Source organism: Prochlorococcus sp. G4PB17, assembly GCF_059772445.1.
Window position 1 is genome coordinate 1,476,708 of the sequence record NZ_CM186288.1, and the last position, 23,799, is coordinate 1,500,506.

Sequence of the window (23,799 nt, forward strand, 5' to 3'; positions counted from 1 at the left end):
TTCTGTCTTAATCTTGCTTTAGCTATATTTGTTGCTTTTACAGGTTGGTATTTGCATTGATAGAAGTCGAAGGTAATGTAAATTATTTTTCTTGAATGACATACTTTATTTTATTTGCCAATAAATGTTTTAGAGCTGTAATCCTATGGACATTTTTTGTAATTAAGTTCTGGCAATAATAATTTCATGTTATTATATAAAATAGCTAATTATTTAATTTTTATAAATTTGAAAAATATTTTTGTAATAAATCAGTTCACTATGATAAGGATCTAATGATTTGAATTTAAAGCTCGTAAGACAAATTTTATTTTAATCAATAAGTTGAACATAGGTCACTCTGTTTTGTTTTGAGATATTTGAAAATTACTTTTCAAAAAAATTCATGGATTTACTTCTCAAAGCTTATTCCACTTTTTTTTATATGATAAATTCCATTACAACGTAATAAAAAAGCACGCCTTCCAGCGTCCATGAATCAATTGGGTAATACGTGACCTCTATCTTTTAGGTCTAATTTCACTAGATCAGCTAGAAAGTAGAAAGAATTAGATATTTATGGCTTTTGTTGTTGTTATCCTTTTAGGGGTTTTTTCAGGATTCTTAGCTTCATCTGTTGCTTCTGATAAAGGTCACGATGGCTTTAGCTGGTTTGTAGCGGGATTATTACTTGGTCCATTAGGATTAATTGCAGCAGCAGGTTTATCAGATAGAAAACTGCGGAGATACATTAGACAGATTGGGGAGAAGCAAGATGCAATAAAGCCTTATCAAAGTAGAGAGAAAGAATCAGAAAATAAATCAGTTGGATCTTTTCTTATTCCAAAAGAAGCTAATGAAGAAGAAGTTTTTGAAAAATTAGCGGAATTGCTCGAGAAAAAAAATTATTCAGGGGTTATTGAAAATATTGATAAGAAAAAGCTGAATTTCAATAACCCTTTGTTTGGTGGAAAGGAATTAATTGTTCAAGATAAAAATGGAGAGACTCTCGTTTTAGTGTCTTCATCTGGTTCTTTGCCAGATGGAATTATGTGGCAAGTTCAATTAATCTGATATTGGTTGACAGCCGATTGCTATCGGATCCAGAAGGGCTGACTTAGGTCAGTCCTTTTTTATGTTTTTGAGACGATTGACAATTTCTTCTAATAGAATTTCTGAGAATTGTCCCTAAAATTGTCCCTATATTTTTTAAAAAATAATTGTCCCTAAACGATATTTTGAAGATTATTGAGACTCTAAGACCCATTGCGGCGCAATTAAAAAGGAGCCCTTCCAGGCTCCATGGATCAATTGGGTAATAAGGATTGGGGTTTGGCGACGTATCAATTGATTCTTTCTTGGCCAAAACAATATCCAATTATTAATAAAAGGTTATTCATTGCACTAGAGCAACTATATAAGCTAGATCTGAAATTTTTAGGGTAAGTATGAAAAGGCTTTCTGCAGGTCTTGCTACAACTTTGCTCTTAACAGCGACTGGTCTAGCTCAAGCTGGAACTTATGAGGCAATGTGTGGAGAAACAAAATGCACTGTAAATATCAATGGGAGGCAAATTAATACTCCTTTGGGCAGTATTCCTGCCAAGCGCGTTACTCAGTGGGGGTTAACAGGTAAATCTAAAACCAATATCAGTACTGGTGTTTGGACCACTGTTCTTTTTGGTCCTATTGGTCTCCTTGGTTTTACAGCTAAACACAGCGACTACAATTTTCTGGTCAATGGATATAACAAGAAAGGGGATAAAACATCTCTTCAATTCAAATTCAAAAACAACAAGCCAGTTGAGAGCTTGATGCAAGAAATGCCTATGGTAACTGGGATCGGCATGGGTGAGATACGTACTGCTTTGGAGATAAAGAAGAATGAAGGGCTGCTAAAAAAATGTTGGTGGGGTCCTTGGAATTGTTCTGATCCTTTAGAAGGCCAAACCATAGAACCAGAAAATCTTTTTGAGACAAATGATTTAGAGCAATCTTTTCCTAAAACAGCAATAGGTATAGGTGCTGTATTAGCATTGCTTGTGGGCTTCTTGTTCTTGAAGAAAAAGAAGAAAGAAGAACCTAAGGAAAGCAACTAGTGCATATCTAATTCAGAAGAGATGTTTATCGGAGCCGGAAGGACTGGCTTAGGTCAGTCATTTTTCATGCTTTTGAGACGATTGAGAATTGCTTTTGAAGAGAAATATTGGATTTTGTCCCCAGTTTTGTCCCCACTTTTTGGAACATATTTTGTCTTTCAATTTTGTCCCCGTTTTTGTCCCCAAAGCTCATTTCGACTTTTTATGAGACCTTGAAACCCATTGCAGCACAATTAAAAAGGAGCCCTTCCAGGCTCCATGGATCAATTGGGTAATAAGGTTGATCTGACCCCATCTCCGTTAAAAGATCAAGCAGCAACAGGGGCTGTTTGACGGGAGAAACTAACGATGTTGTTAGCAGTTATGGTTTTGCTCTAACCGAGCAGGCTTCAGTCACTCGCCTGATACCCCGTCGAAGCCATTGCAGCCCCATTGATGGAGCTGAGCGGAATCGAACCGCTGTCCGAGATATTGGTGTGAATCACCTAGTCCATTAAAAATAGACAAGTCTATTCTTACAGATATTTTGGAATTAATCGATTAGGGTTTCAAGAAGATTTCCATCGTTTTCAATAACTAGAAAATAATGAAACTTGTAGCATCGATTTCACAAGGTCTTGAAAAAGAAGGTGCTCAAGAGTTGATAGAACTTGGAGCAATCGCAGTTAAGGCCTCAAGGAGGCATATATTTTTTGAAGCTGATATGGCTTGTTTATATAGATTGCATTTAAGGTCTCGCTTGTCTTTTAGATTTTTAAGAGAGATTTGCAGATTTTCTTGTCATGGGCGTCATGACTTATATCAAGGAGTACAAAAAGCAATTGATTGGGAAAATTGGCTCAAGCCTAATAAAAGTTTTCGTGTAGATGTGACGGGATATGGTGAAGGGTTATCACACTCTCATTACACTGCCTTACAAGTTAAAAATGCAATTGTTGATTTACAAAGAGAACGATGGGGCTTCCGCTCAAATATTGATTTGAGTAATCCAGATATTTGTTTTCATTTGCACTTAGCAAATGATGAAGCTGTTTTAAGTGTTGATGGTAGCAATTCAAGTTTGCATAAAAGAGGATATAGACCCGCTATTGGCTTTGCTCCGATTAAAGAGACATTAGCTGCGGGTTTAATGCGAATGACTGGATGGGATGGAACTAATAATTTGGTAGATCCATTATGCGGCTCTGGAACATTTTTAATTGAAGCAGCTAGTAATTTGCTTGGAATCGCAGCTGGTGCTGATAAACATTTTCTATTTAAAAATTGGCCTGACTTTAATAGCTCTCTTTGGGATAGAGAATTAAAAATGGCAAAGAAGGTGAAAACTTCGAGTAAGAAATTACCAAAAATAATTGGATGTGAAATCGACGAAATTATTGCTCATTCTGCTTCTGAGAACATTAAAAAAGCAGGTTTAGAAAATTTTATAAAGATAATTAACTGTCCTTTTCAAGAATTTCAATTACCGCCTGGATTGGGATTTTTAATTTGTAATCCTCCTTATGGCAAAAGGATAGGAGATGAAAAGCAACTACCTAATCTTTATAAAGAATTAGGTCAATATTGCAAAAAACAAGCCTCTGGTTGGGATCTTTGGTTGCTAAATGGGAATCCAGAATTAAGTAAATATATAGGTATGAAAGCAAATCGACGTTTTCAAGTAAATAATGGCTCTATCGATTGCAGATGGTTGAATTATAAAATTAAATAATTTAATTTTTTCCTAGAACAGCTTTTGTGGTTTTTGCAATTCCCTCCAATGTTTCTGGAAGATAGGGTCCTTTTGCCAGATGACCTCCAATTCTTAGACTCATCCCTGCCAATAAAAGATTGATAAAAACTAAAATCAAAATTGTAAATTGAATATCTAATTCAAGAAAGTCACTAATCCAAAATCCAAGAATCAATTCAGAACCAAGTAAGGAAAAGAACATAAATATCCCGCCTGTGGCTAAGAAAATCCCACCACTTATTAGACGACGTTTCTCTCTATCCATTTCTTGTAGTGCAATGCGCACATGAAGATCCATCACTGAACTTGCCAATGCAGTAACTCTTGCTGCGGCACCTAATTTTGTTTTGCGATCTGAGTTGGACATTAATTTCTACGACCCCCACCAAGAAGTATGCCAAACAGCACACCAATGCCAGCGGCTATCCCAATAGCCATGAGAGGCCTTTCCCTGACTGGTTTTTCAATTCGAGGTCTCAATGTAGTGTTTAATTCGTCAAGAAGGTCCTCAAGTTGTTTTTCTAGTGGTTCCAGGGATTCTGCTAATCCTCTCGTTGTATCAGTTGCAGAATGAAAAATTTCTTCTAATTGTTCTTTTACTCCAAAGGTGTTTTTACCTGAGTGTATTGAGATGACATGAATCAATTCGTTCAGGCTTCCTTTGGTGGCTTCTAATGTTTGTTTGGCCAAGTCAGGCCATTTTTCTTGGATTTTTGGCAATAAATTGTCAAATTGCTCAGTGAACCATTGCTCTGAAGATTTTTCAGCAAAAGATTCTTCAGTTTCAACTGAATTTGAAGATGTGGAAGATGAGGAATTCACTGATTCCATAAACCCAAAGGTTTAATTAAGAATAGAGAGAGATTGTCCTAATCGAAACCCCTTAATTGAATTCAATTTTTAAAAGTAATCTAAAAAGAAAGCTGTTTTTAGAGTTTTAAATGTTTTAAGTCCAAAATTTGCAAAGAATTTTTCGTCGTCTTTGCTTACAAATATTGCTATTCGAATACTTATAGTGCTAAACGTCATTGGTATCTCCTTAACAACCCATGGGCGTCGGAATTTCATCAATGGTTTTTGCTTCTAATACAGTCCCTACTGATTTTGGCTTAGTATTAGCTTCAATAGCAGGAGCTGGAAGCCTTCTTTTAATTGCCTTAAGGTTTGTTCCTGAAGCCAAAAGCTAAAAGTTTTGCGCTAGGGAATTTGTTTTACGGGAATTTCTCTCGTGAGAGATTTTTATGGAAATTTCTTCTTTAGTTTTTAGTTGAATCCTGCTAACTCTAAAAAAACTTATAGGTGGGTTTTATTAAGACATACAGGCGCGCCAGATGATTTGAGAGGCATTCATTTTGATTTGCTGCTGGAAGATCAGGAATTTTGCAGAACTTGGCGCTTAAGCGATATTCCTTTAATAGATGGGCCGTATGTAGATTCCCTTTATATTGCTCCTCATAAACTTGAATGGCTTGATATTAAACAGAAGGTTTTATCTGGTAATCGAGGAGTTGTAACAAGAATTAAAAAAGGAATTTTTTTTAAAACTTTGCCAAGAATTGAACATAGTTTCATGAAGCTATCCTTGAAATGGGAAAATGTTGATGGTGATTTGGTGATCAATGAAAATGGTTGCAGAATTTTCGCCAAAAAATAGGAATTATTGCTTCTGAACTCGGAGGACTTGAGTTTCTCTGATACTTCGCTAACGTCATTCATATCGTGGATGCATTCTGTTGGTCCATATCAACCACGTAGATTTGTCTCATTTCAAGTCCTTTGGCGGATCGATGTCGATTCCATTGGAAGAGGGCTTCACTGTTGTCACAGGTCCTAATGGCTCAGGTAAAAGTAATATTCTGGATGGAGTCTTATTTTGTCTAGGTCTTGCCAATAGTAGAGGTATGAGAGCAGATAGATTGCCTGATCTAGTTAATAGTGGCGTTTTAAAAGCTGGCAAATCCTCGGAAACAAAAGTAACTGTTAAATTTGATTTAAGTGATTGGCAGCCTGATGATGCTGAAGATGGCATAGATCCTGCAGAAGAAGGACCTTGGATTAAGCCTGGTCAAAAAGAATGGATAGTATCGAGGAGGTTAAAGGTGATGCCAGGCGGGTCATATGCTTCCACTTATAGCGCAGATGGTGAGACTTGTAATTTACAGCAATTACAAACTCAATTACGTCGTCTCAGGATTGATCCTGAAGGTAGCAATGTTGTTATGCAGGGAGATGTCACCAGGATTGTTTCCATGAGTAATAAAGATCGGAGAGGTTTAATAGATGAACTTGCTGGTGTTGCATTATTTGATACTCGTATTAATCAAACTCGTTTGAAGTTAGATGATGTTTATCAAAGACAGGAGCGCTGTCGAATTGTTGAACAAGAATTAAGTCTCTCAAAACAACGTTTGCAAAAAGATTGTGAAAAAGCAAGCTTATATAAAGATCTAAAAAGTAAATTATTAATCGGTAGACAGCAAGAATTAGTTTTATCTTATGAAGATGCAAAAAATTGTTTAGAAAAATTAGATATAGCTCATCAGCAATTGATTAAAAAAGAAAAAATAGATTTAGATAATATTCTTAATCATGAAAATGATTTGAAGCAATCTATAGAAAAATTAAATACACTACAGAAAAATGTTAAAGAACTTGGGGAAGATCAATTACTTGTAATTCAAGGAGAGATTGCTGGAATTGAGTCTCAACATAGAGAGTTGGAAAGACAGGGGCTAAATCATAAAAATGAGGGCGCAAATTTACAGGAATGTAGAAATAATCTATTACAGAAAAAGAGGGATTATCAAACTGAATTAAAAGGTAGAATCAATGCTCTTGATCCAAAAGATTTAGAAGAAGCTGAGTTGAAGTGTAAGGAAGCTAAAGCTTGGGTTGAATCATCTAGACGAAAACTTTCAGAAGTAGCTGGCCAATCAGGCGCTTGTATTGAAAAACATCAGAAGGTAAGATTTGATATTAATCAAATTCAATTAGAATTAAATCCTAAGAGATTAGAAAAACACAATATTGAAGAAAACTTATTGCAATTAAATGTTATTTTAAAGGAATTAGATAGTGATCAGAAAGCTGATGAATCTGCTAATAAAAAAGTACATCTAGAAATTAATAAGTTGAATCATGAGTGGGAAAATATTTTAGATTTGATTTCAATTAAAAAAGAACAATTTCAAGAGCTAGTTTCTGAAAAAGGTATACAAGAACGAACTAGATTTAGATTAGAAAAAGAACAATCAAAGCTTGAAAATGATATTGCCCGTTTAGAAAGTAGGAAGGAAATTATTTATGAAAGTAGAGGGACAAGCGCACTAACCTTGTTATTAGAATCTGGTTTGGAAGGAATACACGGTCCAGTTGCCAATTTAGGTGAGGTTGAAGATCGTTATAGGATTGCTCTCGAGGTTGCTGCTGGTGCAAGGCTGGCTCAAGTTGTTGTTGATAATGATCGCATTGCTGCACAGTCAATTGACCTTTTAAAACGTAAAAGAGCAGGAAGATTGACTTTTTTGCCTCTTAACAAAATTTTAAAAAATTCTCAAATTAAATCTGAAGTTTTACAGAGATCGTCTTCTACTAATCTCAATACAAATACTGGTTTGCTAGGAAAAGCAATTGATTTGATTCAATTTGATCCAATATATAAACATGTATTCGGATATGTATTTGGTGAGACAGTTGTATTTGCTGACCTATCATCAGCGCGTGATCAACTAGGTATAAAAAGAGCTGTTACTTTAGAGGGTGAATTGTTGGAGAAGAGTGGAGCGATGACGGGTGGAAGTTTAAATAATAGAGCCTTAGGATTGAGTTTTGGAAGAGTAAAAGATCATGATGATTGTGATCCATTGAAGAATAGATTATTAGAAGTTGGTGAGACTTTATTTAATTGTCAAAAGAAAGAAAATCAACTTATTAAAACACTTGATAATTTAAGAAATGAGCTAAGTAAATTGGAACAGAAAAAAGCAGCTCTAGATGCAGAAAGAATTACTTCTAAAAGATCAAATTCTCCATTATTAGAGCGAAGTAATCTTCGTTCAAAAAGAATCCAAGATCTTCTTAAGTCTAAAAAAGAAAAATTATTGCAATTAGAATCAATTAACTTGAATATTAAACCTTTAGAATTAGATCTTTTGAAACTTGAGAAAGAAGTCAAAACTATTGATCAATCAAGTGATCTATCGGTTTGGTCTGAATTACAAAAGGAACTAGAAGATGCTGATAAAAATCTTTTTGATATTCGAGAAAAGAGAGATGAGATTTTAAATCGTCAATCACAAAATAAGCTTGCTATTGATCGTTTAAATGATCAAGAAAAGTCTTTAATAAGCGAAGAAAAACGCTTAAAGGATTCAATAGATAATCTTGCTGTTGCTCATGTCAATTGGCGTGAGCAAAGTAATAAACTTAATTCACGTCGACAAGATTTGATCAAAGAACAAAAACAACTTGAAACTAACTTTGGGGAAAGAAGACGTGAAAGAGATTCGGTTGAAGCTGAGGTATCCCAAAAGAGGCTAAATTTACAAGAATTCCAATGGTCTCTTCAACGTTTAAGGGAAGATCAAAAAAACATGAAGGAAGAGATGCGCATGCAGTCGACTCGGTGTATTGAACTTGAGAAGAAGCTGCCTAATCCTCCCCCTTTTATCTCAGATGAACTTCGACTGAATGGTCTTCAGTCTTTGTTAGCTGAATTGGAAGCTTTGCAGACAAAAATGGAAGAATTAGAACCTGTAAATATGCTTGCTTTAGAAGAATTGGCAAAATTAGATGAAAGGCTTAACGAGCTTGAGAATAGACTTCAAGTGCTAACAGATGAGAGATCTGAGCTATTACTTCGCATTGAGACTGTTTCTACTTTGCGTCAAGAGGCTTTTATGGAAGCTTTTGAGGAAGTTGACAAACATTTTCGCGAAATATTTGCAAGTCTTTCTGAAGGAGATGGGCATTTGCAACTTGAAAATCACGATGAACCACTGGAGGGCGGCTTAACTTTGGTCGCTCATCCAAAAGGTAAACCTGTCAGAAGGCTTGCAGCGATGTCAGGAGGAGAAAAATCTTTAACTGCCTTGAGTTTTCTTTTTGCACTTCAACGTTTTAGACCTTCTCCTTTTTATGCCCTGGATGAGGTAGATAGTTTCTTGGATGGAGTGAACGTTGAAAGATTAGCAGCTTTAATTGCTAGACAAGCTGAGCATGCACAATTTCTTGTCGTCAGTCATAGAAGACCTATGATTGGGGCTTCTATGAGGACTATTGGAGTTACACAAGCAAGGGGGAACACTACTCAAGTTGTTGGGTTGCCAATCGCAGCTTGATTGAATTTACTAAGATGGTCCAATATGGTTCTAACAATATCATTTCTGAATATTTGAGTTGACCAATACTCAAGCGCCACAAGGATCAACACCCTCTGTCCCAAGTGACAGGTTATGGCTTCGTTCTGAGTTAATGGGGACTCAGGTCATCACTCGAGACACAGGACGCAGATTGGGTCTCGTTGGGGAAGTAGTTGTAGATATCGACCGTAGGGAAGTTGTTGCTTTGGGATTACGTGATAATCCTTTGACACGTTTTTTACCAGGCTTGCCAAGATGGCTTCCTCTTGATCAGATTCGACAAGTAGGTGATGTTATTTTGGTTGACACAGTAGATTCTTTAAGCGAAAAGTTTGTTCCTGAAAGATTTAATAAAGTTATCAATTGCCAGGTGATCACTGAATCAGGAGATCAGTTAGGGAGAGTGCTGGGATTTTCTTTTGATATTGAAACAGGAGAATTACTTACTTTGGTCATGGGTGCACTTGGTGTTCCTTTATTGGGTGAAGGGGTTTTAAGTACATGGGAAATGCCAGTTGATGAAATTGTGAGTAGTGGTCCAGATCGAATAATTGTTTATGAGGGAGCAGAGGAAAAATTAAAACAATTAAATAGCGGTTTTCTTGAAAAGCTTGGTGTTGGGAATTCGGGATGGGAGGAAAGTGAAAGAGAAAGGTATAGAGTCAATCTTGTACCAGTTGAAAATCAATTAACCTCTGGTGAAGATTCAAATGATGAGCAAAGGCTTTTAGAACAATCCCAAGAGGAAGTATTTGAAGAAGAGGAGATGGAATACGTAGAATTACAAGAAACTGATGAAGATCAATATAATCAAGAATTAAGATACCTAGATGAACCTAATGAATCTTCAATTTATTCAGAAATTGAAGAAGGTAATTCAAACTTTAATGATTCAAAATTAATAAATAGATATGAAACTTATCCAAATAAAATTTCACCTCGAAGTGTTAATAACAGATCCAAAACTTCAAGAAATGATGAACCTATGGATATAGAACCAATAGAAGAAAAATCTAATAAAAAATCTAAAGATCTAATTCCTAATGATAAAGAATCTTTGGATATTGAAGATCCATGGTGACTAATTTATCAGTTTTTTCTCTGCCATTAGTTTAATAATTTCTTTGCAAAATTTCTTGGTTGCTCCTTTAGTTCCCCTGAGTGCTTTAAGATCTTCTTTTTGGCCCAAAAGCCTTGCAGGTGAATTTATCCAATCTATTGCTTCTAGAGCTATTTGATTAGGAGTTATATTACCAACTCGTTCTGGGATAATCATCTTTTTTGCAGATATATTTGGCCAAGCCATAAAACCTCTTTTTCGTAGTTTTAAAAAGCTAATTAATAGACCAAGGCACCTTTTTAGAATTGGTAATCTAGCTATTAAACCTACCAAACCATCCCATGCCTCCATAACTAAAATATGTTGAGTAGGTACCACAACGATCATAGGGATATTGAGTGCTCCCAGTTCAGAAGTATTTGCACCTACTGTTGTTAATGCTATTTCACATTGACTTAGATCTCCATAAGCTGGATGCTTTTCTTGTATAAAAATTACTGTAGAGTTTATAGTGATTAATCTTCCCCTTTTCTCTGGATTTGTTGCTTTAGTAATTGATTTTATCCCAGATTTATATTGTTTTGAAATTGGATTTTTTCTGCTGCCAAAGTAGCTGATTTCATCTATATTTGTTGTAGGAGCAATAGGTATTAGAAACTTACAATCTGGGATTGATTTTGATATTTTATCAGCTACTTCCAGAAAAAAAGGTATTCCAATTTTGAGTTTGGTGCTTTTTGAACCTGGCATGAGAGCGATCCATTTTCCAGGAGGAAGTGGATCATCAATTTTTGCGGTTTCTGCTAAGTCAGCGGTCAGGTCCCCTATAACTGAGCAACGATTGTGAAAACGTCTTGGTAATTTTTCAATTATACTTTCTGACATCGCGACAATACGATTATTCCAAAAAGGCCATCTTGCGATCCATTCTGCGTATGTCATATGTAAATATCCCAATCTTGCTGAAAGGAGAACACTCCAAAATTGATCTCCTCCTAAGAAGATGACTAATCCATTGGATGGCCATGAACCATATTTTTTTGGTTTTATAAGAAGCTTCCAGAAATTTTTTGCTTTTATTATATTTTCAAATTGCAACCATTTTTTCGCCACGAAATTTTCATTGCCAGTTGCGTTGGGGCATGGAACCAAAACAAGATTTAATGATAGTGAAGATGCCTTTGCTCTAGGTCTTAGCCCAATTTGTTTATGAAGCTCTTTAGCAAGTGGCTTAACCCAAGTAGCGAGTTCACCTGGTCCATTTGATACAAAGATAATTGCTAAAGGATCATTACTCATTTATTGATGAGCATAAGTTTTGAAAAATGCGGATGGCGAGACTTGAACTCGCAAGGCCGAAGCCACATGTTCCTTAGACATGCGCGTATACCAATTCCGCCACATCCGCAAGTTAACTCAGTTAAACACCAAGTAACCATGATCATAATGCTAAACCTATTAAGCTTCTACTTAATGCGTTTCTGTCTTGGGCACTAATACTGATACGATCCGCCTGAGGCCTTAAAAAATTTGAATGCCCATAGGCAAATTGCTGATAGCTAATCGTGGCGAAATAGCTTTAAGAATTCTCCGTAGCTGTAGAGAGATGGGGATTGCAACTGTTGCTGTCTACAGTACTGTTGATAAAAATGCGCTACATGTTCAATTGGCTGATGAGGCTGTTTGCGTTGGAGATTCCCCTAGTAGTAAAAGTTATCTAAATATTCCAAACATATTAGCTGCAGCAACATCACGACGGGTTGATGCCATACATCCTGGTTATGGCTTTTTAGCTGAGAATGATCGCTTTGCAGAGATTTGTGGAGACCATGGCCTGATTTTTGTAGGTCCGTCTCCTCATGCAATACGTTCAATGGGCGATAAGTCGACAGCTAAATCGACTATGCAGAAGGTTGGAGTCCCTACCGTCCCTGGAAGTGAGGGTTTATTAGAGAGCGTTTCAGAGGCGTCTCAGCTTGCCTCTGAAATGGGCTATCCAGTGATGATTAAAGCAACAGCTGGAGGGGGTGGAAGAGGAATGCGTTTAGTTGGACATGTTGATGAATTGGATAATCTTTTTAAGGCTGCACAAGGGGAAGCAGAAGCTGCCTTTGGTAATCCAGGTTTGTATATGGAGAAATTTATCGATCGCCCAAGACATGTAGAGGTTCAGATTCTTGCTGATCGTTTTGGAAATGTTGTTCACCTTGGAGAGAGAGATTGCTCGATACAAAGACGGCATCAGAAATTGTTAGAGGAATCGCCAAGTCCAGCTTTAGATGATCAGTTGAGATTGGAGATGGGAGAAGCAGCAGTTTCAGCTGCAAAAAGTATCAATTACGAAGGTGCTGGGACAGTGGAATTTTTGCTAGATCGCCAAGGAAACTTCTACTTTATGGAAATGAATACTCGAATACAAGTGGAGCATCCTGTAACGGAATTAGTTACTGGTATGGATCTGATATCAGAACAACTACGAATTGCAGGAGGAGAAAAATTAAAATTTAGTCAATCAGAGATTAAGCTTCAAGGTCACGCAATTGAATGCAGAATTAATGCTGAAGATCCTAGTCATAATTTCAGACCCTCTCCAGGCAAAATCACAGGTTGGTTGCCTCCCGGTGGACCTGGTGTCAGGGTAGATAGCCATGTTTATACTGGTTACGACATACCGCCTTTTTATGATTCTCTAATAGGAAAATTAATTGTTTGGGGAAGAGATAGAGAAGCTGCAATAAAACGCATGGAAAGGGCTTTAAACGAGTGTGCAGTCACAGGAATTACAACCACTATTGATTTTCATTTGAAATTACTTAAGAGAAAAGAATTCACTAAAGGTGATGTTCATACAAAGTTTGTAGAACAAGAAATGTTGTAAATAAATCTAAAGATCAAAAGATAATTTGAGTTAGTAAACCTTGTTGACCAAGAAACAATTCGCGAAAAAGGCTTAAGAGACCTACCCAAATAATTGGTGTAACATCTACACCTCCTATCGGAGCTACAATTTTTCGAGTTGCTATGAGTGCAGGTTCAGTTGGTAAGAAGATAATTGGCCAAAAACCAGTTCTTAAATCTATTTTGGGATACCAAGTCAAAATAATTCTGAGAAGGAAGGCAAGGGTTAGCGAACCTATTAAAAACCCCAGTAAAAAATGTAGGGTTGGAAGACTTTTAAGTAACAGAGGCATCACAAAGCTCAAAGCATTATTTAATAGATGGTATAAATCATCTTTTATTGCGTAAGATTACTCGGTATTGCATAAGAATTAGTTGAAATGACTTTTCAATTTTTAAATTTGTTCCTTAGTGCTGGAGCTTCTAGTCAAGCTGCTACAAGTTCTGCTGTTGGGATGATAGGGAGTTTTCTTGCCGCTGGAGCTTTGGTAGTTGCACCTGCTGCTGCTGCGTTGATTTGGGTGAGTCAAAAAGATGCATTGAGTAGATAGCCCTAGCAAACACCTAGTTATGCCATAGACTGATAAATATAAGGTTGTTTGCAACCTGAAAATCTTTATTTAAGAGGGCAAACTTGGTCAATGCCAGTCTAAATTGGGCCAGCATTGTTGGCATAGTTCTAGCTGTATGCGGAGCTGGCTTATATTTTCTTAGATCTTTTAAGCCAGCATTGGCAAGAGATTACGATGTATTTTTTGCCGCCATTGGTTTGCTCTGTGGTGGAATACTTTTTTTTCAGGGTTGGCGTTTAGATCCCATTCTTCAGTTTGGACAGTTTTTGCTTGCAGGAACCACAGTTTTCTTTGCTTATGAAAGTGTTCGACTTAGAGGTATTGCAACAGATCAAGCACGAAGATCTTCATATTTTGATGATGAACCTGAGTTACCAAGATCTTCAAGAGGAGGTTTATCTGATGCTGGATCTGATAGGAATTATGATCGATTTGAGGAATCTCAACCCATTAACAGAAGATTCTCAGGAAGAGAGGATTATGAAGAAGAATATGCAGATGACGAAAATTATGGAAGACGTCCATCTAGGGCTGCAATCCCTGAGCAGGCTGTAAGTAGAAGGCCCAGAAATATTAGTTCTTCAGAAGTTAATTCTCGAGGGGCTGAGAGAGATAGGAGAATGGAACGATTTAAGAATCCAGAGTCTTCTTTAGATAGAGCATCAAGCTTTGGTGATAGGCGAACTAGCCGACAAGAAAGTAGGCGAGGCACTCGTCCTTCAGCGAGTGGTCAAACATCAAGTCGAAGAAGAAATGGAGCCCCTAATTCCACTCAAGCAACATCTTCACGATTAAATTCTGATATTGCAAATAGGCCTTCTACAAGATCTAATAGGCCTTCTAAAACGAACAATAGTATTGAAGATGCAGCTTTTTCTAGTTCTGAAAAAGGTGTCAACAGAGCTGGCAGAAGACCTTCAAAGAATTCTGATGCAAACCCTGTTAATCAAAGATCATCTTCTAAAAGCTCTTATTCATCTTCTTCAAGAAAGTCGAGACCAAGAGATAACAGCTCAAGATTTGATGATTAATCAAACAATCATTATTAATTAATTATTCCTGCCCATTTCAAAAAAGATATCTTGCTAATTGCTTCAACAAGCAGAACTGCAAGTAGACCAATCATTGCAAATCTTCCATTTATTCTCTCTGCATAGTCACTCCATCCAAATTCTGGAATATCATTTGTAGTTGCGCTAGGTGAAAGATTTTTAATTTCTGAATCAGTTTTTTCTTGTTCTATTGACTGATTATCTTGGTTGGTTGCAGTATTTGAGTCCATAGAAATACACTAGCTCTCAGTAAATTGGTAACTTGCAGCGGGCAATAATCGCCAACCTTTGTTCTCTGTGATTTCAAGAACTGTTTCATGATAGTTCTTTAGGGTTGGCCTATGACCAACGCTAATGCATGACATATCTCGTTGGTGAAGAAGTTCATAAAGATGTTTTTCTGTATTTACGTCTAGTGCACTTGTTGCTTCATCTAAAACAACATATTTAGGTGAATTTAGCAAAAGTCTTGCGAAAGCTAACCTTTGTTGCTCTCCAAGTGATAGTAGCCTTTGCCAATCTTGTTTGATATCTAGATCAGGATACCTTTGGATAATTTGAGGTAACTTGACTTCTTCTAAAACGGCTTTTAGATGATCATCACTGAATCTATTTTTATCTAATGGGTAACAAAGCTGTTCTCTCAAAGAGCCAAGAGTCATGTATGGTTTTTGCGGAATAAAGAGCAAATCACCATTTGAGGGTGTTTCTATCTCACCAGATTGGATTGCCCAGAGACCGCTAATAGCTCGAAGTAAAGAAGTCTTGCCGCATCCCGAAGGTCCTACTACAAGTAAACTTTGACCTGACTCAATACTTAGATTTAAGTTATTTATTAGAAAATTCTCTTTTCCTGGAGTTTTAATACTTACATTTTTCAGAATAATAGAATTGTTTGTTTTAATTGCTACCTTAAAGTCGTCAAATTGGTCATTTCTGATCTCATTCATGTTTGATTGAAATCCTTCAAGTCTGCCTATGGAGGCGGAGAATCTAGCTAAAGCCTCTATTTTGTAAATAATAAAAAATAATGATCCTTCGAGAAGGTTATAGTTCAAATTGGCTTGTTGAAAACTTCCATAGTCCATTTGGCCGCTTAGAATTGGTCCGGCAAGAATAATGAAAGGGATAAAGACACTTCCGTAAATTCCAGACCTTTGGAGGACTCTTAATAAAGCTTCCCAAATAATTAAAAGATTAAAGTTTTCAACTACAGACTTAAGCCTTCTACTGACTTCTTTTTCTTCTTGATTTTCACCAGAATAAAAAGCAATTGATTCTGCATTATTTCTTACATGAACAAGACCATAACGAAAATCAGCTTCAAATCGTAACTGATCATAATTTAATTTAAATAATTTTCTACTAGCAAGAAGTAGCAAAGATGATACTAATGTGGCGTAAACGATCAGAGCAATTGTTAGCTCTTTGCTTATACTTAGTAAAATGAAAATGTTTAAAGAAAATACTAATAAAGAATCAAAAATATTAAGCGATAAATCAATTGTTTGGGCAGTAAAGTCTCTGGCATCTTCTGTAATTCTTTGATCTGGATTGTCGACATTCGTTTCAGATTCATCATTGGGATTTAATATATAATATGTCCTATCATCTAAATAGTCCGTTATTAGGCTTTTGGATAACCACTCTCTCCATAAAAGCTGAAGCTTTGCTGAAAAATAAAATTGGAAACTTCTTATTGGAAGAGCTGCAATAAAACAAATTCCAAGAATCCACAAATTTTTATAACTTTCATTTTCATCTTTTTGTATTAAGGCATTAGTTATATCTCTGACCAGAAAAGTAATTCCAGCGTTAATTCCATTTACAGACAATAACATCAATATAATTACTCCTAGCAAAAGCCAAGGAAGCCATCTTCTTTGCCTTAACTGACCTCGAACCGTGATAAATGAAAAAATGCCTAAGGCAAACAAACTGGAAATTACTATTCCTGAAGGACCATCCCAAATGACTTTTAAGGAATTTTGAACACCTCCTAAAAATTGGTTTGTTATCTCTGGAGCTGAGTTTGTTAACAGGCTCATTAAACCTGTTAATAAAAATAGAACTGTTCCGCCTACACAAAATAATAAAGCTATTAATAAATAGACAAATAGCCAGCCATTGTTCTTTGTGTAAGGTAGAAAATATGGCTGAGTAAGCTTTCTTAATTTAATGAGTTGGCTTACTAGTCCTTTTTGAGCTTTCGAAATTGATGAAGTCATATTAATTTGATTATCTCAAAGTCAATAAATAATTGATTAGCAATAAGGCTAGCTTATTTTTTTAAAGTTAAATTTGACACTTTTGAGAGCAGAAACTCATCAAAGTCATTTATTTGTTTATCTTAGCTAAAACCCAAATATGTTTTTATTATCGTTGGTAATGGTAGCGAGGAAATAAGCTTCATATCAAAAGAGTGAACTGCAGGAATATTTTGATCTAAAACCCAAATAATCAAGAAAGGGGCGTTTAAAATTACCTGCCATTGCCATTTGTAAGTTAAAATTGACCATATTTTTTTTAAAATAGATTTCTGGTTATCACTAAGATTAGACCAAAAATCTTGTAAATTTGTCTTTACTTTATTAATTATGCTGTTTTTATTTGCAGCAGTTTGGGAATCCATTGGATGCGATTAATTGAATATCTTATAGCGCATTTATGGGTGAAGTTGAGTCAGCAACTAAGCCAGTAATACAATCGTGTGTAATGATAAAAAATGATGAAAATCCAAAACTTATCCAGGTGGCCAACTTAATTTCCTTCCGCCAATGATATGAATATGCAAGTGAAATACTGTTTGGCCTGCTTCTTCCCCTGTATTAATAATGGTTCTCCAACTTTCTAAACCAGCAGCATTGGCAATTTCGGTCCCTTTTAGAAGTAAGTGACCTAGTAATTCTTGATCCTCTTTTTTTATATCTTTCAGACTTGGAATAGGTTTTCTAGGAATTATTAAAATGTGAGTAGGTGCTTGGGGGGTAATATCTTTGAAAGCTAGGCATTGGTTATCACTAAAAACCTCATCACAAGGTATTTCACCACTGAGGATTTTATTGAAAATTGTTGTCATTGAATTTAAGGAGAGATCAATAATAAGAATCTAATGCGATTCTTTATAGTTGAAATTAAAATGATTCTTTCAATTCGGTTTTTTTATTACATCGTTTGGATTGAAGTTATGCTCATTTAATTGTTTTTTCAATTCTTCTTCATCAGTTACTTTATCAACAAAACAGACGCCATTTAGGTGGTCTATTTCGTGCTGGATGCATCTTGCCATTAGACCATCTGCATTCATTTTTTTTGGTCTACCCATTTCATCTCGAAAACTTAATTTGATTGAGGCGGGTCTTAAAACATTAAGATAAACGCCAGGGATACTAAGACAACCTTCTTCATATGTATCTAAGCTTGCACTAGACGAAATTATCTCAGGATTTATAAATACCATTGGTGGGGCATTTGGATCTTCAAAATTTAAATCAATAACTAACAATCTCTTTTGTATTCCTACTTGAGGTGCTGCTAAGCCAATACCTTTGGATGAATACATAGTTATGAGCATATCTTTTGCTAACTTTCGAATTGAATCATCAACTTTGACTATACGATTAGCTGGAGTTCTTAAAGCCTCGTGTCCCAGTTGATATACCCTTAAAGGAGGATTCTTGACAGGTTCTTTCGAAACTGAAATTGAGGGCTTCTTTTTTTCTGCATTTTTTGCAAGTTGAGCAAAACTGCCAGCCAAAGGAGTCTCAGGACAACAACTTTTATACTTTACTTTGTTTTAAGTTCCATGAGTGAATTAATCATTGACTCTCAACATCAATGAAGAACAAAACAATGAGAATCTTGGATGCTGAAAAAGTTTATGGAAAAGCACCCATATTCAAAGAGCCTCGGATAATAGGTGAGTGGGTTCTTTGGTTAGAACAAAGACCAAACGAAAAGGGAAGAACTACAGCTTTAATTAGACCTTGGGGAGAAAAAGATTTATTACCTCAGGAGTTAACACCTTATCCAAGTGATTTGAGGACAAAAATTCATGGATATGGTGGTGCGCCTTTAATTGCTACTCTCGATGGATCAGATCTGCTATTGATTTGGGTCGATAATAAAGACAACTGCCTATGGATGAGAACCTGGTCTTCTGAGAAAGAAAATGATAAATCTTCTTCTTTTAAATTAATACCAAAAACACAATCAATTTGTCTTTCAAAAAAACATAAAAATTTTCTTGCATGTGGCGCAATTTACCTTGAAAAAAATATATGGATTGGATTGATGGAAAATGAAGAAGGAGATCATATAGTTTCATATTCTCTAGTAAAAACTGATCAAAATCCAAAATTTATTTATTCATCTGAGGGCTTATTAGGTTATCTTGCGCTGAATTCTAAAGATAGAAAGTTGGCATGGGTTGAATGGAAAAATACTTCAATGCCTTGGGATTTAAATGAATTAAAATTAGCTAAATTGGATGAGAAAGAAAATATTATAAAAATAGTAACCTTAAATAGTGAAAATTTTAAATTTACGGAAAAAATATCATTTTTTAATCCAATTTGGTCCGATACAGGCGATCTTTTTGTAGCTGAAGATACTAGTGGGTGGTGGAATATCACACAAATTAAAACTGATACGAATAATAATTCAATTACTATTTCTCAGAACAAATGGACTATTGAAGCTGAAATTGCTTTTCCGCAATGGGTCCTTGGTATGTCGAGCTTTTCATGTATGGGGGATAATGTCGTTGGGGCTTTTGCTAAGGAAGGGATTTGGACTTTAGCTTTATTTAAAAAAAATGGATCTATCATAATTATTGATCAGCCTTTTATTGATTTTTCAGGTCTTCATTCGTATCAAAATCGAGTTGTTGCAATTGCCAGTAGTTCAGAAATTAGTGAAGGGATTTTTGAAATAGATTTATTGACTAAAAGATGGGAACATACTCCTGCCTCTTCATTTAGCTTGGATCCTAAGCAAATAAGTATTGGCGAATCTTTTTGGTTTATCGGATCAAATAAGGAGAATGTCCACGCTTGGTATTATCCACCTCTGAATAGACAAAACTTTTTACCGCCTTTATTAGTTAAAAGCCATAGCGGACCTACTGGTATGGCTCGTTGTGGATTGGATCTGGAGGTGCAATTTTGGACATCGAGAGGTTGGGCGGTTGTCGATGTTAATTATGGAGGCTCTTCTGGTTTCGGTCGGGAATATAGAGATCGATTGAGAGGGAAATGGGGTGTGATTGATGTTTTAGATTGTACTAAGGCAGCTCAGTCATTGATTGCATCTGGCAAGGCTGATAAGGAGCGAATAGCGATTATAGGGAGTAGTGCATCGGGATTTACAGCTTTAGGTTGCCTAATATCTAATGACATATTTAGTATCGGAGCGTGTAAATACGCTGTAACTGATTTGATAGGGATGGCTAATTCAACGCATAAATTTGAAGAATTTTATTTAGATTATTTAATAGGTAATATCAAAACTGATTATGAACAATATCTTAAAAGATCGCCAATTGAAAATGTCAAATTTATCAAGAAACCTTTGATTTTGTTTCATGGATTAAAAGATAAAGTTATAGGAGCTGAACAATCTATTGCAATTAAAGATGAATTATTAAAACGCAAAATTCCTGTGCAAATTAATTTATTTGAGAACGAAAGTCATGGATTTAAGGACGGCAAAATAAAAGTTGATGTATTAAAAAAAACGGAGGCTTTTTTTAGACAATATTTAAATATTTAAGAATTTTTCTTTAAAAAAGAAATTACTGATTTTAATTCTTCAGTAAGAGAATCAATTTCTGATGGAGTAGATATAAAGCTCAAGCTTGCTCTGGCGGTGCTTTTTATCCCATAGAAGCGATGGAGAGGTTGACAACAATGATGACCACTTCTTATGCAAATATTGCTGTTATCAAGTAACTCTGCAACATCATTTGAGTGAATTCCTTTTATATAAAAAGTTGCTAATGGTCCTCTATCAGGCTGAATTAAAGGGCTAGGACCCAAAATCTTTAAATCATCAATTTCCTCTAATTTTTCAAAAAGATATTTTGTTAATTCTTTTTCGTAATTATGGATTTCCTGTAATCCAATAGATTGTAAGTATTTAAGTGCGGTTCCCATCCCTATTGCTTCCCCTATTGCTGGAGTACCCGCTTCGAATTTATGTGGTAAGTCTGCCCAAGTACTTGTATCATTAAAAACTTCATTAATCATTTCTCCTCCACCAAGGAAAGGAGGAATTTTTTCTAAAATTTCTTCTCTACCCCATAAAAAACCTATTCCAGTAGGACCGCAAAGTTTATGAGAAGATCCTGCTAGAAAATCAATACCTAGTTTTTTAATATCTACCGGTTTATGAGCCAGACTTTGGCAAGCATCTAAAAGAACTAAGCTACCTTTTTGATGTGCAAGGTGTGTAATTTCCTCGATAGGATTACAACAACCTAGTGTATTACTTACATGAACAAGACTTACTATTTTAGTTTTATTACTCAATTTTTTTCTAAAATCATTAAGATCTAATTCTCCATTTTTATCAATATTAATATAAATGAGCTTGCACTTTTTTACGTTGGCTATTAATTGCCATGGAACTATATTACTATGATGCTCCATTAAACTTATTAATATTTCGTCATTTTCCTGAAGTTCATAATGTCCCCATGTATATGCAACAAGGTTGATAGCTTCCGTTGCATTTCTTGTAAAAATAATCTCTTTTTCATTATTACTATTAATAAAATTCCCTGTTAACTTCCTGGAATTTTCAAATTTTTCTGTTGCGATTGCACTCAGCTGATGAGCACCTCTATGAACATTAGCGTTTTCAAAGCTGTAGTATTTTTTTAAAGAATCAATAACTTCTTGCGGCTTTTGACTAGTAGCTGCATGATCTAAATATATTAAATTATTATGATTTCCATTAAATAGTGGAAAATCATTTCTACTTTTTTCGGCAATCGTATTTACTAAATGGTTCACTTTTTTATATCTTGTATTAACTTCTCAATAAAATTCCACTTTTCAGCACTTTTAGGAAAGTGTGAAATTACTTCATCATAATATCCTTTTAATAACAAAGAATTAGCATGTTTATTATCAATGCCTCTACTAAGTAAATAAAATAATTCCTCATCTTGGAGTTGGCTTACAGTTGCTCCATGAGTACACCTAACATCATCTGCAACTATTTCAAGCTCTGGTTTTGTATCTATTCTGGCGCGTTTGGAAAGTAATAAATTTCTACTTAGCTGCGCAGCTTCTGTTTTTTGGGCTTTTTGAGGAACCTCAATCGAACCATTAAAAATGCAGTGGGAATATTCAGAAGCTACGGCTTTTTGTAATTGGTCAAGCTTTCCATTTGGGCCTTCAAATCTAATTAAAGAGTGTGTGGATATTTGCTCTTTTGATTTAGTAACCTGAAGCCCTTTTATATTTGTTGAAGCTTCTCCTTCACTTTGAATTATTCTGGGTTCAAATCGGGCATAATCCCAACCATGATGAATTGAATTAAGAGAATAGTTGCTATTTTTTGCTTGTTCTACAGCTAGCGTGCAAATTGAGGAGGATTCTTTCTCTTCACCCAAAGAAATCAAACCATGAGTTAACTCTACTTTAGATTCTAATTTTATTTCGATTAAATGATTTTGTGCTGAATTATTATTACCTAGAACAATTTGCAAAAGATCTAATTTTGCTCCCTCTTCTATAAGGAGAAAAATTCTTGTTGATATTGACTTTTCCTCTATTGATGGAATTACTATTTCTAATGATTGATTGAAATCACTTTTAACTTTTAAAGCTAAAAGGTCTAAGCTTGAAGCCTGATTAAGACATACTGAAATGTCATTTTTTATATTAGTTGACTTAACTATTTTGCCGAGATTCTCTTCAATTTCTCTATTATTGAGCTTCTCAATCCCATTAGGCAAATTAATATTCAAAATTGGATTTTTGTTAGGATTAATTATAATTCTTTCTCTGTTCTTATCCTTTTCTGGAAAGATAGATTTAATATCTTTGCTGTTAATAATTGTTGGTAATGAAAAAAAATTATTTAACTTATTGAAGTTGGATAATCGCCACGCTTCATCTTTCTTAGAGGGCATACCTTGCTCCAGGAGGAATTTTCTTCCTATTGATTGTTCGTTTTTTAAATAACCTTCATTTACAGGCAGTGAGTCAAGCCAATCTTGGCAAATAGTTGATAATTTCATTTTGACATTTCCTTGTCGTTGATATTTTTGTCAATAAAGTCATATCCTGATTTCTCAAGATCAATTGCTAGTTCTTTGTTGCCAGTTTTTATTATTTTTCCAGCAGCCATTATGTGTACAAAGTCAGGAGTGATCTCATTGAGCAATCTTTGATAATGGGTTATTAAAATTGTTGCAGAATTTGGTTGAGAGAGTCTATTGATTCCAGATGCAACAATTCTAAGAGCATCAATATCAAGCCCTGAGTCAGTTTCATCGAGTATTGATATGACTGGTTCAAGAAGAGCCATTTGAAGAATTTCGTTACGTTTTTTCTCTCCGCCAGAAAAACCCTCATTTACGCTTCTTTCAAGAAAGGCTGCATCCATTTCAACTATTTTCAATCTTTCTTTTACTAGATCTTCGAATTCAAAAGTGTCTAGTTCACTTTTAAGTAATTCTTTTCTTCTTGAATTGGTGGCAACTCTTAAGAACTCTAGATTACTAACACCAGGAATTTCTACTGGGTATTGGAAACCTAGGAAAATACCAATTCTTGCTCTTTCCTCAGGTGCTAGCTCAAGAATATCCCTACCTTTAAATTGGATAGATCCCGATAGAACTTTATAAGAAGGATGACCAGCTATAACTTTTGAAAGCGTACTTTTTCCGCTTCCGTTGCGACCCATAATCGCATGGATTTCACCTTCTTTTACTAACAGATTGACTCCATGAAGTATCTCTTGTTCCTCAACACTTGCATGAAGATCTTCAATAGATAATATTGTTTCTGAAGTTGATGAAATCACTAAATTAG

General features: G+C 35.3%; 23 protein-coding genes and 1 tRNA gene. 11 read left to right on the forward strand and 13 right to left on the reverse strand.

Translation table 11 applies throughout. From position 1 onward, the window contains the following. Positions 1-558: 558 nt before the first annotated feature. The 3 genes from AC6EJB_RS08455 (at position 559) to AC6EJB_RS08465 (ending at position 3,789) form a co-directional block, all read left to right on the forward strand. Positions 559-1,053 (forward strand): hypothetical protein, encoded by a 495-nt coding sequence (locus AC6EJB_RS08455; protein ID WP_498490942.1) that lies wholly within the window; start codon positions 559-561, stop codon positions 1,051-1,053. 374 nt (positions 1,054-1,427) lie between these two features. Beyond that, positions 1,428-2,078, forward strand: coding sequence for an LPXTG cell wall anchor domain-containing protein (locus tag AC6EJB_RS08460; RefSeq protein WP_498490943.1), 651 nt, complete (start codon positions 1,428-1,430; stop codon positions 2,076-2,078). Between the two features lie 586 nt (positions 2,079-2,664). After that, on the forward strand, positions 2,665-3,789 hold the full coding sequence (locus AC6EJB_RS08465; RefSeq protein ID WP_498490945.1) for a THUMP domain-containing class I SAM-dependent RNA methyltransferase: 1,125 nt from the start codon (positions 2,665-2,667) through the stop codon (positions 3,787-3,789). Position 3,790: 1 nt separating this feature from the next. On the opposite strand, the gene AC6EJB_RS08470 is transcribed toward AC6EJB_RS08465, so the two are convergent. Both AC6EJB_RS08470 and AC6EJB_RS08475 read right to left on the reverse strand, forming a co-directional pair. Next, complete coding sequence (locus AC6EJB_RS08470; RefSeq protein WP_498490946.1) at positions 3,791-4,177, reverse strand: phage holin family protein; 387 nt, start codon at positions 4,175-4,177, stop codon at positions 3,791-3,793. Continuing rightward, positions 4,177-4,641, reverse strand: coding sequence for an ElaB/YgaM/YqjD family protein (locus AC6EJB_RS08475; protein WP_498490947.1), 465 nt, complete (start codon positions 4,639-4,641; stop codon positions 4,177-4,179). The genes AC6EJB_RS08470 and AC6EJB_RS08475 overlap by 1 nt, the downstream gene beginning before the upstream one ends. Before the next feature lie 218 nt (positions 4,642-4,859). Between AC6EJB_RS08475 and AC6EJB_RS08480 the strand changes: the two genes are divergently transcribed. From AC6EJB_RS08480 to AC6EJB_RS08495, 4 genes are all read left to right on the forward strand, one after another. Further along, positions 4,860-4,997 (forward strand): hypothetical protein, encoded by a 138-nt coding sequence (locus AC6EJB_RS08480; protein ID WP_498490948.1) that lies wholly within the window; start codon positions 4,860-4,862, stop codon positions 4,995-4,997. Positions 4,998-5,077: 80 nt separating this feature from the next. Beyond that, positions 5,078-5,464, forward strand: coding sequence for a hypothetical protein (locus AC6EJB_RS08485; protein ID WP_498490950.1), 387 nt, complete (start codon positions 5,078-5,080; stop codon positions 5,462-5,464). A gap of 79 nt (positions 5,465-5,543) precedes the next feature. Then, on the forward strand, positions 5,544-9,149 hold the full coding sequence (smc, locus tag AC6EJB_RS08490; protein ID WP_498490951.1) for a chromosome segregation protein SMC: 3,606 nt from the start codon (positions 5,544-5,546) through the stop codon (positions 9,147-9,149). Positions 9,150-9,207: 58 nt separating this feature from the next. Beyond that, the gene (locus tag AC6EJB_RS08495) at positions 9,208-10,251 is read left to right on the forward strand and encodes a PRC-barrel domain-containing protein (protein WP_498490952.1); all 1,044 of its coding nucleotides are present in this window, start codon (positions 9,208-9,210) and stop codon (positions 10,249-10,251) included. Here the strand turns inward: AC6EJB_RS08495 and AC6EJB_RS08500 are convergent, their stop codons facing one another. After that, positions 10,252-11,529 (reverse strand): glycosyltransferase family protein, encoded by a 1,278-nt coding sequence (locus AC6EJB_RS08500; RefSeq protein WP_498490953.1) that lies wholly within the window; start codon positions 11,527-11,529, stop codon positions 10,252-10,254. Between the two features lie 27 nt (positions 11,530-11,556). Next, positions 11,557-11,638: transfer RNA gene (locus AC6EJB_RS08505), tRNA-Leu, on the reverse strand. A 126-nt stretch (positions 11,639-11,764) separates the two neighbouring features. Between AC6EJB_RS08505 and accC the strand changes: the two genes are divergently transcribed. Further along, positions 11,765-13,108, forward strand: a complete 1,344-nt coding sequence (gene accC / locus AC6EJB_RS08510; protein ID WP_498490954.1) for an acetyl-CoA carboxylase biotin carboxylase subunit — start codon at positions 11,765-11,767, stop codon at positions 13,106-13,108. A 13-nt stretch (positions 13,109-13,121) separates the two neighbouring features. Here accC and AC6EJB_RS08515 read toward each other — a convergent pair whose 3' ends face one another. Then, positions 13,122-13,421, reverse strand: coding sequence for a YggT family protein (locus AC6EJB_RS08515; RefSeq protein WP_498490956.1), 300 nt, complete (start codon positions 13,419-13,421; stop codon positions 13,122-13,124). An 87-nt stretch (positions 13,422-13,508) separates the two neighbouring features. Here AC6EJB_RS08515 and psbX point away from each other — a divergent pair, with 87 nt between their 5' ends. Both psbX and AC6EJB_RS08525 read left to right on the forward strand, forming a co-directional pair. Further along, a complete protein-coding gene (psbX, locus tag AC6EJB_RS08520; RefSeq protein ID WP_498490958.1) occupies positions 13,509-13,679 on the forward strand; it encodes a photosystem II reaction center protein PsbX in 171 nt (56 codons plus the stop codon). A gap of 83 nt (positions 13,680-13,762) precedes the next feature. Next, positions 13,763-14,731, forward strand: coding sequence for a Ycf66 family protein (locus tag AC6EJB_RS08525; RefSeq protein WP_498490959.1), 969 nt, complete (start codon positions 13,763-13,765; stop codon positions 14,729-14,731). Positions 14,732-14,745: 14 nt separating this feature from the next. On the opposite strand, the gene AC6EJB_RS08530 is transcribed toward AC6EJB_RS08525, so the two are convergent. From AC6EJB_RS08530 to def, 5 genes are all read right to left on the reverse strand, one after another. Then, complete coding sequence (locus tag AC6EJB_RS08530; protein ID WP_498490960.1) at positions 14,746-14,982, reverse strand: CAB/ELIP/HLIP family chlorophyll-binding protein; 237 nt, start codon at positions 14,980-14,982, stop codon at positions 14,746-14,748. A gap of 9 nt (positions 14,983-14,991) precedes the next feature. Next, a complete protein-coding gene (locus AC6EJB_RS08535; protein WP_498490961.1) occupies positions 14,992-16,980 on the reverse strand; it encodes an ABC transporter ATP-binding protein/permease in 1,989 nt (662 codons plus the stop codon). 122 nt (positions 16,981-17,102) lie between these two features. Next, positions 17,103-17,384, reverse strand: a complete 282-nt coding sequence (locus AC6EJB_RS08540) for a hypothetical protein (protein WP_498490963.1) — start codon at positions 17,382-17,384, stop codon at positions 17,103-17,105. A 111-nt stretch (positions 17,385-17,495) separates the two neighbouring features. After that, positions 17,496-17,831, reverse strand: coding sequence for a histidine triad nucleotide-binding protein (locus AC6EJB_RS08545; protein ID WP_498490965.1), 336 nt, complete (start codon positions 17,829-17,831; stop codon positions 17,496-17,498). A 69-nt stretch (positions 17,832-17,900) separates the two neighbouring features. Further along, positions 17,901-18,509 carry a peptide deformylase gene (gene def, locus AC6EJB_RS08550; protein WP_498490967.1) on the reverse strand — a complete coding sequence of 203 codons (609 nt, stop codon included), beginning with the start codon at positions 18,507-18,509 and terminating at the stop codon, positions 17,901-17,903. An 80-nt stretch (positions 18,510-18,589) separates the two neighbouring features. Here def and AC6EJB_RS08555 point away from each other — a divergent pair, with 80 nt between their 5' ends. Then, positions 18,590-20,524: an alpha/beta hydrolase family protein gene (locus AC6EJB_RS08555; protein WP_498490969.1), complete on the forward strand. Its 1,935-nt coding sequence runs from the start codon at positions 18,590-18,592 to the stop codon at positions 20,522-20,524. On the opposite strand, the gene AC6EJB_RS08560 is transcribed toward AC6EJB_RS08555, so the two are convergent. From AC6EJB_RS08560 to sufC, 3 genes are read right to left on the reverse strand one after another with little or no spacing between them, the layout of a single operon-like run. Beyond that, complete coding sequence (locus tag AC6EJB_RS08560) at positions 20,521-21,768, reverse strand: aminotransferase class V-fold PLP-dependent enzyme (RefSeq protein WP_498490971.1); 1,248 nt, start codon at positions 21,766-21,768, stop codon at positions 20,521-20,523. The two genes, AC6EJB_RS08555 and AC6EJB_RS08560, sit on opposite strands and share 4 nt — an antisense overlap. After that, positions 21,765-23,003: a Fe-S cluster assembly protein SufD gene (gene sufD / locus AC6EJB_RS08565; RefSeq protein ID WP_498490972.1), complete on the reverse strand. Its 1,239-nt coding sequence runs from the start codon at positions 23,001-23,003 to the stop codon at positions 21,765-21,767. The genes AC6EJB_RS08560 and sufD overlap by 4 nt, the downstream gene beginning before the upstream one ends. Next, positions 23,000-23,791, reverse strand: coding sequence for a Fe-S cluster assembly ATPase SufC (gene sufC / locus AC6EJB_RS08570; RefSeq protein ID WP_498490974.1), 792 nt, complete (start codon positions 23,789-23,791; stop codon positions 23,000-23,002). Before sufC ends, sufD begins: the two co-directional genes overlap by 4 nt. Between the last annotated feature and the right edge of the window lie 8 nt (positions 23,792-23,799).

Coding starts and splice junctions, on each gene's coding strand:
- AC6EJB_RS08455 (WP_498490942.1), top strand. CDS start 559: ATGGCTTTTGTTGTTGTTATCCTTTTAGGGGTTTTTTCAGGATTCTTA.
- AC6EJB_RS08460 (WP_498490943.1), top strand. CDS start 1,428: ATGAAAAGGCTTTCTGCAGGTCTTGCTACAACTTTGCTCTTAACAGCG.
- AC6EJB_RS08465 (WP_498490945.1), top strand. CDS start 2,665: ATGAAACTTGTAGCATCGATTTCACAAGGTCTTGAAAAAGAAGGTGCT.
- AC6EJB_RS08470 (WP_498490946.1), bottom strand. CDS start 4,177: ATGTCCAACTCAGATCGCAAAACAAAATTAGGTGCCGCAGCAAGAGTT.
- AC6EJB_RS08475 (WP_498490947.1), bottom strand. CDS start 4,641: ATGGAATCAGTGAATTCCTCATCTTCCACATCTTCAAATTCAGTTGAA.
- AC6EJB_RS08480 (WP_498490948.1), top strand. CDS start 4,860: ATGGGCGTCGGAATTTCATCAATGGTTTTTGCTTCTAATACAGTCCCT.
- AC6EJB_RS08500 (WP_498490953.1), bottom strand. CDS start 11,529: ATGAGTAATGATCCTTTAGCAATTATCTTTGTATCAAATGGACCAGGT.
- accC (WP_498490954.1), top strand. CDS start 11,765: ATGCCCATAGGCAAATTGCTGATAGCTAATCGTGGCGAAATAGCTTTA.
- AC6EJB_RS08515 (WP_498490956.1), bottom strand. CDS start 13,421: ATGCCTCTGTTACTTAAAAGTCTTCCAACCCTACATTTTTTACTGGGG.
- psbX (WP_498490958.1), top strand. CDS start 13,509: ATGACTTTTCAATTTTTAAATTTGTTCCTTAGTGCTGGAGCTTCTAGT.
- AC6EJB_RS08530 (WP_498490960.1), bottom strand. CDS start 14,982: ATGGACTCAAATACTGCAACCAACCAAGATAATCAGTCAATAGAACAA.
- AC6EJB_RS08535 (WP_498490961.1), bottom strand. CDS start 16,980: ATGACTTCATCAATTTCGAAAGCTCAAAAAGGACTAGTAAGCCAACTC.
- AC6EJB_RS08540 (WP_498490963.1), bottom strand. CDS start 17,384: ATGGATTCCCAAACTGCTGCAAATAAAAACAGCATAATTAATAAAGTA.
- AC6EJB_RS08545 (WP_498490965.1), bottom strand. CDS start 17,831: ATGACAACAATTTTCAATAAAATCCTCAGTGGTGAAATACCTTGTGAT.
- AC6EJB_RS08555 (WP_498490969.1), top strand. CDS start 18,590: ATGAAGAACAAAACAATGAGAATCTTGGATGCTGAAAAAGTTTATGGA.
- sufD (WP_498490972.1), bottom strand. CDS start 23,003: ATGAAATTATCAACTATTTGCCAAGATTGGCTTGACTCACTGCCTGTA.